General features: G+C 63.5%; 14 protein-coding genes. 5 read left to right on the top strand and 9 right to left on the bottom strand.

Translation table 11 applies throughout. The features are described from left to right. Positions 1–31 precede the first annotated feature (31 nt). Entirely contained in the window at positions 32–2,014 is a 1,983-nt protein-coding gene (gene mnmC, locus VA599_RS13105; RefSeq protein ID WP_346788918.1) for a bifunctional tRNA (5-methylaminomethyl-2-thiouridine)(34)-methyltransferase MnmC2/FAD-dependent 5-carboxymethylaminomethyl-2-thiouridine(34) oxidoreductase MnmC1, read from the top strand. 6 nt (positions 2,015–2,020) lie between these two features. On the opposite strand, the gene VA599_RS13100 is transcribed toward mnmC, so the two are convergent. Continuing rightward, complete coding sequence (locus VA599_RS13100; protein ID WP_346788917.1) at positions 2,021–2,446, bottom strand: acyl-CoA thioesterase; 426 nt, start codon at positions 2,444–2,446, stop codon at positions 2,021–2,023. A gap of 389 nt (positions 2,447–2,835) precedes the next feature. Between VA599_RS13100 and crcB the strand changes: the two genes are divergently transcribed. The 3 genes from crcB (at position 2,836) to VA599_RS13085 (ending at position 5,275) form a co-directional block, all read left to right on the top strand. Further along, positions 2,836–3,204, top strand: coding sequence for a fluoride efflux transporter CrcB (crcB, locus tag VA599_RS13095; protein WP_429838727.1), 369 nt, complete (start codon positions 2,836–2,838; stop codon positions 3,202–3,204). A 135-nt stretch (positions 3,205–3,339) separates the two neighbouring features. Continuing rightward, positions 3,340–3,789, top strand: a complete 450-nt coding sequence (locus VA599_RS13090) for a hypothetical protein (protein WP_021477922.1) — start codon at positions 3,340–3,342, stop codon at positions 3,787–3,789. Between the two features lie 70 nt (positions 3,790–3,859). Then, positions 3,860–5,275: a Dyp-type peroxidase gene (locus tag VA599_RS13085; protein ID WP_346788914.1), complete on the top strand. Its 1,416-nt coding sequence runs from the start codon at positions 3,860–3,862 to the stop codon at positions 5,273–5,275. A 67-nt stretch (positions 5,276–5,342) separates the two neighbouring features. Here the strand turns inward: VA599_RS13085 and gltX are convergent, their stop codons facing one another. Continuing rightward, entirely contained in the window at positions 5,343–6,731 is a 1,389-nt protein-coding gene (gene gltX, locus VA599_RS13080; protein ID WP_031296621.1) for a glutamate--tRNA ligase, read from the bottom strand. Between the two features lie 87 nt (positions 6,732–6,818). Then, entirely contained in the window at positions 6,819–7,445 is a 627-nt protein-coding gene (locus tag VA599_RS13075) for a LysE family translocator (RefSeq protein WP_021477919.1), read from the bottom strand. Positions 7,446–7,608: 163 nt separating this feature from the next. Here VA599_RS13075 and VA599_RS13070 point away from each other — a divergent pair, with 163 nt between their 5' ends. Further along, positions 7,609–9,096 carry an aminotransferase-like domain-containing protein gene (locus VA599_RS13070; protein WP_235047860.1) on the top strand — a complete coding sequence of 496 codons (1,488 nt, stop codon included), beginning with the start codon at positions 7,609–7,611 and terminating at the stop codon, positions 9,094–9,096. 16 nt (positions 9,097–9,112) lie between these two features. On the opposite strand, the gene VA599_RS13065 is transcribed toward VA599_RS13070, so the two are convergent. The 6 genes from VA599_RS13065 to VA599_RS13040 all read right to left on the bottom strand — a co-directional run bounded on the left by VA599_RS13065 (position 9,113) and on the right by VA599_RS13040 (position 14,298). Beyond that, a complete protein-coding gene (locus VA599_RS13065; RefSeq protein WP_021477917.1) occupies positions 9,113–9,832 on the bottom strand; it encodes a hypothetical protein in 720 nt (239 codons plus the stop codon). Between the two features lie 301 nt (positions 9,833–10,133). Then, positions 10,134–11,039 carry an EAL domain-containing protein gene (locus tag VA599_RS13060; RefSeq protein ID WP_021477915.1) on the bottom strand — a complete coding sequence of 302 codons (906 nt, stop codon included), beginning with the start codon at positions 11,037–11,039 and terminating at the stop codon, positions 10,134–10,136. Between the two features lie 16 nt (positions 11,040–11,055). After that, on the bottom strand, positions 11,056–11,976 hold the full coding sequence (locus VA599_RS13055) for a hypothetical protein (protein WP_152526956.1): 921 nt from the start codon (positions 11,974–11,976) through the stop codon (positions 11,056–11,058). 97 nt (positions 11,977–12,073) lie between these two features. Beyond that, a complete protein-coding gene (locus VA599_RS13050) occupies positions 12,074–12,349 on the bottom strand; it encodes an acyl carrier protein (protein ID WP_234004356.1) in 276 nt (91 codons plus the stop codon). After that, on the bottom strand, positions 12,237–13,085 hold the full coding sequence (locus VA599_RS13045) for a hypothetical protein (protein WP_346788911.1): 849 nt from the start codon (positions 13,083–13,085) through the stop codon (positions 12,237–12,239). Before VA599_RS13045 ends, VA599_RS13050 begins: the two co-directional genes overlap by 113 nt. Positions 13,086–13,284: 199 nt before the next feature. Continuing rightward, entirely contained in the window at positions 13,285–14,298 is a 1,014-nt protein-coding gene (locus VA599_RS13040) for an IpaD/SipD/SspD family type III secretion system needle tip protein (RefSeq protein ID WP_346788910.1), read from the bottom strand. Positions 14,299–14,371 lie beyond the last annotated feature (73 nt).

Below are 14,371 nucleotides of genomic sequence, written 5' to 3'. Positions count from 1 at the left end.
GCCCTCCAGGGCCAGCGTGCTGACCACATAAATGACCCACTCCCACGCACAACTCGTCTGGCAGGACGGCCAGCCCATGTCCGCCGTTTTCGGCGACGTGTACTTCTCCCGCGCCGATGGCCTGGAGGAGACGCGCCACGTCTTTCTCCGCCACAACCAGCTGGAAGAGCGCTTCGCCGCGCTGCGGCCGTCCGGCTCTTTCACCATCGCGGAAACCGGCTTCGGCACCGGGCTGAATTTCCTCTGCGCCTGGCAATGCTTCGACGCGCGCGCGCCGGCCGGCACCCGGCTGCATTTCGTCAGCGCGGAGAAATTCCCGCTGACGCCGGCCGACCTGGCCCAGGCGCTGGCGCTGTGGCCGGAACTGGCTGAATTCTCGGCCCCGCTGCTGGCGCAGTACGATGTCCTGACCCCGGGCTGGCACCGTCTCGTGCTGGCCGGCGGCCGGGTGACGCTGACGCTGATGATAGGCGACGTGCTGGACGTGCTGCCGCAGCTGGACGCGCGCGTCGACGCCTGGTTCCTGGACGGTTTTGCGCCCTCCAAGAACCCCGACATGTGGCAACAGCCGCTGTTCGATCAAATGGCCCGCCTGTCCTCGCCCGGCACCACCTTCGCCACGTTCACTTGCGCCGGCGCGGTGCGGCGCGGCCTGGCCGAGGCCGGCTTCGAGGTCAAAAAAGCGCCAGGGCATGGCGCCAAGCGCCACATCGCCCATGGCGGGATCGCCGCCCCGACCGACGCCGGCTGGCAGGAACCCTGGTTCGCCCGGCCCGAGCCGCGCTGGCGCGAGCGCAGCGCCGTCGTGGTCGGCGGCGGCCTGGCCGGCGCGTCCACCGCCAACAGCCTGGCACAGCGCGGCTGGCAGGTGACTGTGATCGAAAGAATGCCCCAGCTCGCCAGCGCCGCCTCCGGCAATCCGCAGGGCGTGCTGTACACCAAGCTCTCCCCTCACCTGACGCCGCTGACCCGGCTGGTGCTGTCCGGCTACGCCTACAGCCTGCGCGCGCTGCGCGGCCTGCTGCCGGAAGGCGCCGACTGGCAGGCCTGCGGCGTGCTGCAATTGGCACATGACGCCAAGGAAGCGGAAAAACAGCAAGGACTGGCCGAACTGGAGCTGCCCGAAACCGTGATGCGGCCGCTTGACCAAGCGGCCGCCAGCGAGCTGGCCGGCACGCCGCTGCCGTCCGGCGGGCTGTTTTTCCCGCAGGGCGGCTGGGTGCACCCGCCCGCGCTGGTGCGCAAGCTGGTCGAACACCCGAACATCGTGGTCAAGACCGGCCGCACCGCGCTGGCGCTGGATTACGACCCTTCGCAGCGCAGCTGGACCGCAAGCGACGAGCGCGGCCCGCTGGCGGTGGCGTCCGTGGTGGTGCTGGCCGGCGCGGCGGAAACCGCGCAGTTCGACAGCACCCGGCATCTGCCGCTGAAAAAGATCAGGGGACAGGTCACCAGCGTCGCCGCCAGCGAGGCCAGCAGCCGGCTGCGCACCGTGCTGTGCGGCGAAGGCTACATCTCGCCCGCCCGCAATGGCCGCCACTGCTTGGGCGCCACGTTCAAGTTCGATGCCGACGACCTCGCCGTCCACGACGACGAGCATGCGGAAAACCTGGCGATGCTGGCCGGGCTGGCGCCGGACCTGCGCGCCAGCCTGGAGAAGGACGCGCCGGAGCATCTGGAAGGACGAGCCGCCTTCCGCTGCACCAGCCCGGATTATCTGCCGCTGATCGGCCCGGTAGTGGCCGCCCGCGACTTCGTCCGCGCCTACCGCGAGCTGGCCCGCGACGCGACGCTGGAGCTGGCGGAGACATGTCCGTGGGCCGACGGCCTGTACGTCAACGCCGCCCACGGCTCCCGCGGCCTGATCACCGCGCCGCTGTCGGGAGAAATCCTGGCCTCGCTGCTGGAGGGAGAGCCGGCGCCGTTGCCGGCCGACCTGATGCGGGCCATCCATCCGTCCCGCTTCCTGCTGCGCGACCTGATCCGCCGCAAGCTGGACCTGGACACGCCCTGACCAGACTCAAACCTCGGCCGTAGAACGCTCTATCGCCTCCCGGATCTCCTCCGGGATCGGCACTGACTTCTCGGCCTTGTAGTCCACCCAGACCAGCAGCACCTCTGCGCTGGCGTAGACCACGCCCGGATCGTCGCGGCGATAGAAATGGTGGCGCAGCTTCAGGCTGCTGCGCCCCAGCTTCTCCAGCTCGATGGTGATGTCCAGCGTGGCGGGATAAGTCAGTTGCTTGCGATAGACGCAGCTGGTGCTGGCCAGCACCGGGCCGATTCCCTCTGGCTCGATGCCGAATCCCATCCCCTGCAGCCACTCGATGCGGATCTGCTCAAGGTAGCGGAAATAATAAGTGTTATTGAGATGCCCCACCGCATCCATGTCTCCCCAGCGCATGCTGATGGTGCGCGTGTCCAGCACCGGCAACGGCGTCGTCAAGGCTAGCTCCCGACTGTTTGAAAGACTTCATGATAACGGCAAAAACGGGATGCCAGGCCTATTTGCCGATTCTTTTGCGAAAGTGTTAAATACAGGCCGTTTTGATTACACCCCGTCACACAAGCCATCAACAATCATGCTACGGAAAAGGCTGGCACATCGGGATAATGCGTCTTGTCCGGTCCACGATCTCCAACGGGATCGAGAACGGGACATGATCGATGCCAGGTCTCCGACCGAGCCTCGATCACCTGAGCGAAGGTGCAATTCAGAGCCCCCCTGGGGCTCTTTTTTTATCCTCCAGCGCCCCTCAGGCGCTAGGCGAATCCCGATCGGCAATGCACAATGATGGCCATTCGCCGCTATCCGCCCCCGCTATGTGGAAACCAATGCTCGCCATCGCCGTCGGCTCCGCCGCCGGAGCCCTGCTCCGCTGGTTTCTGGGCCTGCGCCTGAACAGCCTGTTCCCCTCCCTGCCGCCCGGCACGCTGGCCGCCAACCTGATCGGCGGTTACATCATCGGCGTGGCCGTCGCCCTGTTCGCCGACATGCCGTCGCTGTCGCCGCTGTGGCGACTATTGATCATCACCGGCTTCTGCGGCGGGCTCACCACTTTCTCCACCTTCTCCGCCGAAGTAGTGGACCTGCTGCGCCAGGGCCAGCTGCAGCCCGCGTTCGCCGCCATCGCGGCGCATGTCAGCGGCTCGCTACTGATGACCATGGCCGGCATCGCCAGCTGGCATTGGCTGAGGCGCTGACTTCCCTGACCGGACTTCCCCGCGGCAGTGCCGACAGCCGCGCCAAACCGCGAGCGCTACGTAGTCAACACCATATCAAACAGACTATCTCCTTCCTATGTTTCAACCTCCAACAAACCTGTCGCGGAGGAAAACATGGCCAATCCCCTTACCCTGCTGATGCCGGTGGCGCCCCACGCGGATCTGATCGCCCTTGCCGCCACCGTCAAGGAAAACCAACCCAAGCTGCACGCGGCGCTCACCGAAATCGGCACCGTGCACTACGCCCGCACCCTGCTGCTGGACCGCGCCGTCACCAATCTGCAGCCGGGCATCAGTCCCAGCAAGGCCTATGTCCTCGCCGTCATCACCGAATACGACGGCAGCTTCGATAAGTACATCCAGGACTTCGTGAAAGAGGTCGGCCCCATATTCGATGCCTTGCTGCGCTTCGTGGACGGGGCAGAGAAGCTGATCCCGGTGGCCAACAACACCTCCGCCTTCACCGCCTTCATCGCCAAGAACGACGCCTCCCAGCACGATCTGAACCAGGGCCTGTACCAAGCCTACGACGCCACCGTGCAAGAGATTCTGGCGTCCCTGTAATTTCCATGCCTTTCCATGCGGCCGCCTGCACCCTTCCCGCAGCTGGCCGCATTCCGTTCCCGGAGCAGCCATGAACATATCCTACGACGATGTACAAGGCACCATCCTGCGCGGCTACCGGGTGGAGCGCGCCCGGCACTTCATCCTGCGCATCGACGACAAGGCCGGCGCAGGAGAACTGATCCTCAAACTGGTGGACGGCCAACTGGGACTGCCGCCGATCACCACCGCCCAGCGCGGCCAGCAAAAGCCCGTCCACTTCCTTAACATCAGCTTCACCCGCGTCGGCTTGTCCCGATTGGGGCTGAGCGACGCCCAGCTGCAGACCTTCGACGCCTCTTTCTACAAGGGCGCCACCGATCCGGGCGTCGCCGCCGATGTCGGCGACTGCGACGACAGCGCGCCGCAAAACTGGATAGGCGGCTTGAGCGACGGCAGCCAGGTTCACGCGCTGCTCAGCCTGTGGGTGGACGGCGGCGAAGAGCCGCTGGAAGCGGCGTCGGCCACGCTGCGCCGCGCCTTCGCCGCATCCGGCGTGACCGAGCTGTCGGCGCAGGATGCCGTGGCGCTGCCGGACAACCGGGTGCATTTCGGCTACCGCGACAGCATCGCCCAGCCCACCATAGACGGCGCTCCGCCGCGCAAGCGCAGCATCCCGGACGATCAGCCATCGGTGGCCACCGGCGAGTTCCTGCTCGGCTACCTCAATGAAAGCAACGGCTACTACTCGCTGCAACCGGAGGAGCTGTGCCTCAACAGCAGCTTCGCCGCCTTCCGCATTCTGGAACAGGATGTCGCCGGCTTTGAAAGCTTCCTGCAGACCTATGCCGGCCAGTTGGGCATGGACGCCGAAATGCTGGCGGCCAAGGTCTGCGGCCGCTGGCGCAACGGCAACCCGCTGACCTTGATGCCAAATGATGAAGGCTCCACGCTGCCGCCGGATCAGCTCAACGCGTTCCACTATGTCAGCAATGACGCGAAGCAGGACGACACCCTGGGCCTGAAATGCCCGATAGGCTCCCACATCCGCCGCAGCAACCCGCGCGACGGCGGCGTGGTCGGCGCCGGCAGCCCTTCGCACCGCATCGTGCGCCGCGCCATGCCCTACGGGCCGGAATACGACCCAAACCAGCCGGATCAGCAGAAGCGCGGCCTGGTCGGCTATTTCATCAACGCCAGCCTGAGCAACCAGTTCGAGTTCGTGACCAGCCAGTGGATACTGGACTCCCATTTCGTCAAATCGGCCACCGGCCCCGGCGGGTCGGAACAAGGCAACGCGTTCTTCAACATCAGCGGAGAAGATGTGTTTCTCGGCGTCAACCACGTGGAGCAAAGCTCCTTCACCGACGCCCAAGCCGGCCGCAAGGGACAGAACAACAAACACATCACCGGCTTTCCCCGCCTGATCCATACCCGCGGCGGCGCTTATTGCTTCTTCCCCAGCATCAGCGGCCTGCGCTACCTGGCGCAGCTGGCTTCCGGCTGAGGGCAAACAAAACCCCCGCGGCCCATCAGGGCGGCGGGGGCGGGATGATGCCAATCCTGCCGAAAAATCAGCCGCGGATGCGGCGCAGCACCTCATCTTTGCCGATCAATGCCAGCACCGCGTCCACCGACGGTGTCTGGGTGGTGCCGCACACCAGCACGCGCAGCGGCATGCCCAGCTGGCCCATCTTGATGCCTTCGTCGGCGCAGAACGGCTTGAACAGCTCATGGATGGATTCGGCGGTCCAGGCTTCCAGCGCGGCCAGACGGTCGGCGAAGCGGCCCATGCGCTCCACGGCGTCGCCGGCCAGATGTTTTTCCACATCGGCGGCGGCCGCTTCGCGCTTCTTGTAGAAGTAATCGACTTCCAGCGCCAGCGCGTTCAGATCCTGCACGCGCTCCTTGACCAACGCCAGCACGTCGCCGATGGCCGGGCCGCTGGCGGTGTCGACATTGGCGGCGGCCAGGCGCGGCGCGATCAGCTCGGCCAGGCGGCCGTTGTCTGCGGCCTTGATGTGCTGCGCGTTCAGCCACATGAATTTTTCATGGTTGAAGCGACTGGCGGACGGGCTCACCGCCTCCAGGCTGAACCACTCGACGAACTGCTCCATGCTGAAGAATTCGTCGTCGCCGTGGCCCCAACCCAGACGCGCCAGGTAGTTCAGCAGCGCTTCCGGCAGGATGCCCTTGTCGGCGTAATCCACCACGCTGACCGCGTCGCGGCGCTTGGACATCTTCTGGCCGTCTTCATTCAGGATCATCGGCAGGTGGCCGTACACAGGCAGCGGCGCGTTCAGCGCCTGCAGGATGTTGATCTGGCGCGGGGTGTTGTTGACGTGGTCATCGCCGCGGATCACGTGGGTGATCTGCATGTCCCAGTCGTCCACCACCACGCAGAAGTTATAGGTGGGGCTGCCGTCCGGACGGGCGATGATCAGGTCGTCCAGCTCTTCGTTGGAGATCTCGATGCGGCCCTTGACCGCGTCGTCCCAGGCCACCGCGCCGGCGAGCGGGGTCTTGAAGCGCACCACCGGCTGCACGCCTTCCGGGATGGCCGGCAGGGTTTTGCCGGCTTCCGGGCGCCAGCGGCGGTCGTAGCGCGGCTTGTCGCCGCGGGCTTCCTGCTCCGCGCGCATCGCTTCCAGCTCGTCCTTGCTGCAGTAGCAATGGTAGGCGTGGCCGGAGGCCAGCAGCTGCTGGATCACTTCCTTGTAGCGGTCGAAACGATGGGTCTGGTAGAACGGACCCTCGTCATAGTCCAGGCCCACCCAGTGCATGCCGTCCAGAATCGCCTTCACCGATTCCGGCGTGGAGCGCTCCAGATCGGTGTCTTCGATGCGCAGCACGAACACGCCGTTGTTTTTGCGGGCGTAAGCCCAGGAGAACAGCGCGGTGCGCACCCCGCCGATGTGCAGGTAACCGGTGGGGCTGGGGGCGAAACGGGTACGGATCATGATGGGTTGGACTCTGAGAAAAACACAAAGGCGCTATTGTACGCCGCCAACAAAAAAGCCCGCAAACGCGGGCTCAGGAAAAAACGGGGTTTAGACCATCAAGGCGGCCAGCGAATGGGCTGGCAGCATCTCCGCCAACAGCCATACCGCGGTCAGCGCCAGCATCGCGGCCATGCCGCAATTGAAGGCCCGCAGCCGCAGCGGCGAATCCAGGAAGCGGCGGATGGCGACGCCGGAGCCGGCCCACACCGCGATGCACGGCAGGCTGGTGACGAAAGACACCAGCGCGAACACGCCGGCCGCGTGCCAGGGGTTCATCTGCGCCGGCAAAAACACCATCACCAGATTGAAGCCCATCAGCCATACCTTGGGATTCAGCCAGTTGAACATCAGACCGCCCCAGAAACCCATCGGCCGGGCGCCGGCGTCGCCCGCCTTGGCCTTGCCGGCGCGCGCCAGATTCCACGACAGCCACAGCAGATAGGCGCAGCCGGCGACGGCCAGGTAAAGCTGCAAGGACGCCATCAACGACATCAGCGCGCCCAGGAACAGCGACAGCAGGCCGATCTGCAGCGACAGGCCCAGCGCCATGCCCAGCAAGGACGGCAGCGTGCGGGAGAAGCCGAAATTGACGCCGGACGAGGCCAGCACCAGATTATTGGGACCCGGGGTAATGGACATCACCAGCAGGTAAGTGACAAGCGCAAGCAGATTCATGACGACTCCTGAAACCACAACCGGCAGGCTGCCGGCGCATGCGGGGCAGTCCCCCGACTCAAGGCCATCATGTTAGGCGTTTCGGCTGGACAATTACAGATTCAGAAAAATAGAATTGAGACCATAACAGTTTGGAATTGACCAAACTGTTATGATCGGTTTCATGCAAAACTGTACCGACGACCGGACCATCCTGTACCCCACGCAAGACGAGGAGCCCCGCATGAGCGGCGAAACGCTGTACCAGCAACTGGTCAACGAATGGACGGAGCTGATCCAGAACGGCACCGTGCGCCCGGGCGAGCGCCTGCCCTCGGTGCGCAAGGCCTGCGCGATGCACAAGGTCAGCCCGTCCACCATCCTGCAGACCTACCGCATGCTGGAAGACCGCGGCCTGATCGAGGCCCGGCCGCAATCCGGCTTCTACGTCAAATCCGCCGCCAGCCTGCCGCTGCCGCGGATGCGCCGCCAGAGCGCCGTCCACCACACCGGCGAGGTGGTGGACCAGATCGAAGCGGTGATGGGCGTGCAGAACCAGGCCGACTTCATCGACCTGTCGCTCGCCAGCCCGCGCGGCAGCGACTTCTACCCCACCACCCGCTTCAAGCACATCATGGGCCGGCTGCTGCGCCAGCAGCCGGAGCTGACCACCGACTACCCCTTCCCGCCAGGCTCCGAGCGGCTGCGGCGGCAGATCGCCCAGCGCGCGGTCAGCTGGGGCTGCGTACTGGCGGCGGACGAGCTGGTGATCAGCAACGGCTGCACCGAGGCGCTGCAACTGGCGCTCAGGGCCGTCTGCAAGCCGGGCGACACCGTGGGCGTGGAGTCGCCCACCTATTTCGCCTTGCTGCCGATGCTGAAGGACCTGGGCCTGGCGGTGATCGAAATCCCCACCCACCCCACCAGCGGACTGGCGCTGGACGCGCTGGAGCTGTTGTTGTCGGAAAAGCGGCTGAACGCCATTGTTGCCATGCCCACCGTGCACAATCCATTGGGCAGCACCATGCCGCCCGAGGCCAAGCGGCGGCTGGCGCAACTGGTCAACGACTACCAGGTGCCGCTGATCGAGGACGCGCCGCACGCCGAGCTGTTCTACGGCGCCGCGACGCCGGACGCGGTCAAGGCTTACGACCGCGACGGTTGGGTGCTTTTGTGCTCCAGCTACAGCAAGACATTGGCGCCCGGCTTCCGCATCGGCTGGATCGCCCCGGGCCGCTTCCTCAGCGAGGTGCGGCGGCTGAAATTCTCCAGCAGCCTGGGCCAGCCGGCGCTCTTGGAGGAAACGCTGGCCGAATATCTGGAAAGCGGCGGCTACGACCACCACCTGCGGCTGATCCGCCGCCACTTCATCAGCCAGATGGAAAAACTGCGCGGCGCGGTGGCCCAGCACTTCCCGGACGGCACCCGCGCCACCCTGCCCTCAGGCGGCTGCCTGCTGTGGGTGGAGCTGCCCAGCCACGCCGACACCATGGAGCTGTTCCGCGCCGCGCTGGCCGAGCGCATCACCGTGGTGCCCGGCGCGATGTACTCGGCCAAAGGGCGTTACCGCAACTGCCTGCGGCTGTCGTGCTGCTATCCGTGGAACGATGCCTACCAGCGGGCGCTGGTCCGGGTTGGGGAACTGGCGGGAGAGCTGGCCGGGCGCGGCTGAGCATCGATCCTGACGGCTACGCCTCGCCGGCGGCAGCCGGAACCGGCTGCACGCTCTTGCGCCGCGGCGCCGGCGCGGGTATCAGCGAAGCGTTCAATGACGCGATATCCATGAACTCATGCAGCATATCCAAGCCGCGCGTGGAGGCCTCCTGCTTGAGCTCGATGTTTTTTTCCTCCATTCGCAGCGTTTCGCGGATAGCCGCCAAAATATCTTCCTTTCGCGTCGGACCATCGTCCTGCTCCAGCTCCTCCAGCCTGTACAGCAGGTGTTGCACGATCATGCGCGGCGAGCCGTCCCGTTCGCTCTCCGCTTGGTGCTCGTATGACTTCAACAGATCGTCCACCTCGCGCGCGATGATCTGCACCTGCGGCTCGGGCTTCACCTGCTTGCGCTCCCAATGCGATACCGCCACCTTGCGCCGGCCGAACAATTGAGCGAAAGAATCCTGATTGATCGCCAGCCGCAGCCGCAGCGTCGGCATATCCACTTGCCCGAATGGAAACCGCTCCGGGTGGGCCGCATACCAACGCACCAGGTTGGCGATGGCGCCATCCACCGGCCGCTCGGCGTTCTTCTTGACGATGGTGGACCAGCGGCCGTGCGTCTGTATGCCCAACGCGGCCAAAGCCTGCGCCACCGTAGCGCCGAAGTAATCCTTGAATGTGTCCAGATCGCGCCCGAGAATCGGCCTGTCCATCGGGAAGGAAAGGACTCTCGGCAGCCTGGAAGCCATAGGCGACTCCTGCGCCGAAGCCTTATGCTCTGCCGGAAGAAGCGATTGTTGTTCAGTCATTTACACCTCAATACGATATGCGATACGCCGCTTGGAATGATTGGAGTATACCGCAGCCCCTAGACCGGCCTCATTCTCCTTGGATGGCTGCCAAGCGCGCGGTTCGCCCTTGCCCAGCCTCTCATCCGAAGCAGCAAATAGAAAAAGCCAGTCGGCATTCGACTGGCTTAACCGCGTAAGCATGCCCGTTTCAAACCAGGCGCGGCAACGCCTCCCCTCCAGCTCCGGCGAAACCGTCAAGTCATCCGGCGCGCTTCAGCGGCGCAAGCGCCAAAAAACCGATGAACTCCTCCGCCGGCACGGCAGGCGTGGACAGAAAGCCTTGCCAGGCATCCGCGCCCATTTCCCGGAGCGCGGCCAACTCCTCCGCCGTCTCCACGCCTTCGCACACGCTTTGCATGCCCAGATCGCGAATCATCCGAATCAGGTTGCGCATGATGATATGGTCGCGTTCGACGCTCAAAACCTTCCGGGTAAGGCCGCGGTCTATCTTGACCGTGTTGGCCGGGATATGGCGCAGATGAGCCAGTATGGAATAACCGGTTCCGAAATCGTCGATCGCCAGCCTCAGTCCGAGCCGACGCAGTTGGTGGGCGATATCGGCCATCCCCGCCATATCGGGAGAAAAGTACGACTCGGTGATTTCCAGCTCGATCAACGAGGGCGCAATGCCGGTTTCGCCGAGCAGGCATGCCACTCTCTCCGGCAAGGCGGGCGTGAGCTGCCTCGCCGACAGATTGATCGCCATCTTGAAGCCCGTCGGCAAACACCCCGCATCCTGCCAGGCGCGCAATGTCCGCATGACGCGCCCCATGCTCCAGTCGCCCAGCTCGACAATGAAGCCATCCCGCTCCGCCAACGGAATGAAATCCGCCGGACTCACCCACCGCCCCAAAGCGCGGCTGTTCCAGCGCATCAAGGCCTCGGCGCCGATCACGCGCCCGCTGCGGCAATCCAGCTGCGGCTGGTAGTGCATGCGGAACTCGCCTTCGCGCAGCGCGCGGGCAAGCCCCGCTGCGGACGGCTGCTCATGACCAGCCCCCGCGCGCCCGGAGCCGCTCCAGCCGGTCGACGGCGCGTTCACGCCGCCCACCCAACCGGCGCCCCCGCGCCTGCCGGCTGCGCCTATGCCTTGATGCTCAACCATCCCAGCACTCCACTGATCAAGTGATACTCATATCCGAATTAGAGCTCTGATGGGATTTCATGCTTTCATCGGAATCCTGCCTTGCCAATACAGGAGGCGCAATCGGCGTTCGGTACCAAGCGCTGACGCTACCGCCCTCGCCTAGATGCAATCCCGCCGCATAGGCATTCATTCCCTGCGAGAAGCCGGTATCATTGCCATACGCGGTGAATACAACATTTCCACTCTCGGCTCGCTGCTTTATGTCTTGATACTCATTGGGGCGGTTTTGCTGCAAATTCGTTTCCCAAGTATCGGTAAATTGCCGAAGCTGCTGAGTCACGTTGTCGATATCGCCTATTGAGAACTCGTCTGGCATTCCCCATTTATCAATTGCAATTGCTCCCTCCCCCCGCCCACCCGCCACATCGAATTGATACTCACTGGCATAGCCTGCCAGCGCCTTATCCGGACTGGAGGCCGCCCAAGGATCAAAAACAATCAATCCAGGCACGCCAGCAACCTTTACCTCAAGAAACGAATGCTTTGCCACCAGATCCGACTTGCGCTCATAACTTTCAATCGTCGCCAAGCCCTCCATCTCAAGCTTGGGTTTAATGACACGACTTAGATAAAACTCGCCAAGCGCGGAATAATGGTCGCAATTCCCACCACCGTACTTCAATGCCAAGCCCGCCTGGAACAGCGTACTTTCAGAGCTCGCCTGCATGGGCGAAAGACCTGAGCTTTGGCGATATTGGGTGTACAAATTTCCCATATCGTACGCATACGCCGCAGATGCCGGCCCACTCGTCCCCTGGCCTTCCGGCTTATTTCCTGGATGGATCATGCCTCGTAGCTCCACCCCAAATTGATTCAAAACAGAAATTACTTTTTCGCCCGGAGTCACGGACTGCGTTTGTGCGACGCCAACAGTCGCTAGCGAACTGATCATCATTATCCATCTTCCCCTTATCACGTTGAATATGCATGCCATGCCTTGAAATCAGGCCTCATCCATAAATGGCCTCAACTCTCTCAAGCCTTGGGCACGATCACCCCATTTCCCAAGCTTTCGCCAAGCACCTAGTCACCACCTCGCGCACATCCGCCACCGTGCGCATGCCCGCGACATCCACCGCGCCGATTTCAATGCCGAACTCGTCATTCAGCGACATCACCATTTCCAACAACTCCATCGAGTCGGCGTACAAATCGTCAATCAGCCTCGCCGCGGGCTGGATCTTCTCTATCTTCGCCCCCAGAGTGAGGTGCAACACGGCTCTCACCCTCTCCTCCAACGCTCCGCGCTCGCTGCCTAGATCCTTCATTTCCAGCCGCATCCTCTGTCCCCTCATCCTTCAAATCGCCCAGCCCAGAGCCACCTCGCGGCGACGGGGCCTCGCTCAACCGCGCCAGGCCGCGGTCCGCATCAAGCTCGGTTTCAGGCCGCGCCAGCGCCGCTCGCAACAGCAATGGCAGCATGGCCATCAAATCCAGATCCCGCGCCAGCTTGCCGACGCCGGCGCCATGGATATCCATCAACTCCCGCCTCGCCTGGCTCAAGTCTTCAAAGACCTGGCGAGCCGCCTGTTCAAACCGTTTCTGCCCATCGCGCACGGCGTCCGAATCCAGACTGACGTCCAGTTGATACGCCAGATACTCGCCCGCCAGCGGCAGCACTTCGCGCGTCAGGAAGGATTCGCTCAACTGGCCGACGCCCCCCTCCAGCGCAACGGCATGCTGCGCCAGCTTATGCTCCAGCTGGCTGCGCAGCTGGTAGCCTTTATCGGTTTTCGGCGTCCAGGGGCCAAAAGCGGACTTCTCCCCCAAGCCATCCTTCAGAATCAGCGCCGCATATTGCCGCGCCTGTTCCTGCAATTGCGACTTGCTCCCCGCATCCAGATCCGGCTGCTGAACCAGTTGATGAAACACCTTGGCGAACTCGGCCACCTCCATCCTGGCGTAGAAGTTGCTGGAGCCTTGATACACATCCAGCAAGCGGCCCGGCGGCTCTCCCAAGCTGGACAAGGCCTCCAGGCTCTGCGCGGCGAGGCCTGCGGACAAGCCGCCCAAATCTGGCTTAGGCCGCATCGGCTTGGACGGGCAATTGCTCACACTCTTCAGCCCTATGAGCAATTCTGGAGACACTAAGCGAGAAAACGATCTTCTCGAATCGACCGTACCCGGCTGGCTGGCGTATCCCAAATTTGGCATCGACATGGATCGGGAAAGTCTTCCGGCAGGCATTACGCCCTCTCCCGCTTCAAATCTGCAGGAAAGACTTGGCTGTTTCCTGGCACGCGCTGATGGTGCTGCTCAGCACCTTGACCAGGTTGTCGAACAAGGAATTGGCATTGCTGTACTTCTGCGTCAGCGTCTGCAGCGTGTTCTTCATTTTTTCTTCCTCGGCGTCGAAACCCGCCTTCCAGGCCTGGAACTTGGCGCTGTCCATCGTCGTTTCTTTCGGCAGATCCTTTATCATCTGATCGATCGCGCTCATGTCGATCACCACCTTGTCCCCCTGGGCGCAGGTCTCCGGCAACCCCAGTTGCTTGGCCCACGCGACCGCGCCATCATGATTCTTGCCATTCGGGGTCGCGCTCCACAGCGCGACGTCCTGGTACTTGGCTTTCAAAGCGCTGAGCGCGCTACTCAAGGCGCCGGTGTCCAGCGTGATCTGCTCGCCCTTCTTTTCATCACTGGCCGTTTTGATCCAGTTGCTCAACGGCGACATGACGGTATCGCTGAATTCGCTGTAGAACTTGACGTACTTGCTGGTGGCGTCTTGAAACACGCCCAGATATTCCGTATTGACCTGGCCGATATACTGCGAAATCTTGTCCCATAACGCGAAATCGTCATGGCCATTGGAAAGACTGGACCCTGCCGCCATTCGCGCCACCTGGGAGCGGACGAAGGGCGACTCCGAACGGAAAACGCGTTCGGCGCCCACTACAAACGATTCCGCCAGCGGCGCCGGCAGCGCGACCTTTCCGGCCGCCAGGCTGCGCAAGCGGCCGTCCAGCTGATGCCACGCCAGCTGATTGTCATCCCCCGCCGAGGTTTTGCCGGTCGTCACCGCTCGAAACAGCGGCGCCAGCGTGTCGCTGAAGCGCTGGCTTGCCGTCAGCGCATGTTCCAAGGGCTTGGAATCGCCAGCCGGGCGGCTGTTGTTGTTCGGCGCGGCTTTGACCGAAGGCGTCGGGGCGTCTTCCTTGTTCGGAACCTGCAAATTCGGCAACCCCGCCGACGCGATGTGGTGATGGATATCAAGCATTCAAACCTCCCGATGGCAGGCCAAGCCAACTCGAAGCGGCATGGGCGAAAAGCGCCGCGCCGGATGCCGGCGC

It is taken from the genome of Chromobacterium indicum (assembly GCF_039708975.1).
GTDB classification, from domain to species: Bacteria; Pseudomonadota; Gammaproteobacteria; order Burkholderiales; family Chromobacteriaceae; genus Chromobacterium; species Chromobacterium piscinae.
This window is presented reverse-complemented; position numbering and strand designations above follow the sequence as displayed.

Coding starts and splice junctions, on each gene's coding strand:
- VA599_RS13085 (WP_346788914.1), top strand. CDS start 3,860: ATGAACATATCCTACGACGATGTACAAGGCACCATCCTGCGCGGCTAC.
- VA599_RS13075 (WP_021477919.1), bottom strand. CDS start 7,445: ATGAATCTGCTTGCGCTTGTCACTTACCTGCTGGTGATGTCCATTACC.
- VA599_RS13050 (WP_234004356.1), bottom strand. CDS start 12,349: ATGAAGGATCTAGGCAGCGAGCGCGGAGCGTTGGAGGAGAGGGTGAGA.
- mnmC (WP_346788918.1), top strand. CDS start 32: ATGACCCACTCCCACGCACAACTCGTCTGGCAGGACGGCCAGCCCATG.
- VA599_RS13060 (WP_021477915.1), bottom strand. CDS start 11,039: ATGGTTGAGCATCAAGGCATAGGCGCAGCCGGCAGGCGCGGGGGCGCC.
- VA599_RS13065 (WP_021477917.1), bottom strand. CDS start 9,832: ATGGCTTCCAGGCTGCCGAGAGTCCTTTCCTTCCCGATGGACAGGCCG.
- VA599_RS13090 (WP_021477922.1), top strand. CDS start 3,340: ATGGCCAATCCCCTTACCCTGCTGATGCCGGTGGCGCCCCACGCGGAT.
- VA599_RS13070 (WP_235047860.1), top strand. CDS start 7,609: ATGCAAAACTGTACCGACGACCGGACCATCCTGTACCCCACGCAAGAC.
- crcB (WP_429838727.1), top strand. CDS start 2,836: ATGCTCGCCATCGCCGTCGGCTCCGCCGCCGGAGCCCTGCTCCGCTGG.
- VA599_RS13055 (WP_152526956.1), bottom strand. CDS start 11,976: ATGATGATCAGTTCGCTAGCGACTGTTGGCGTCGCACAAACGCAGTCC.
- VA599_RS13040 (WP_346788910.1), bottom strand. CDS start 14,298: ATGCTTGATATCCATCACCACATCGCGTCGGCGGGGTTGCCGAATTTG.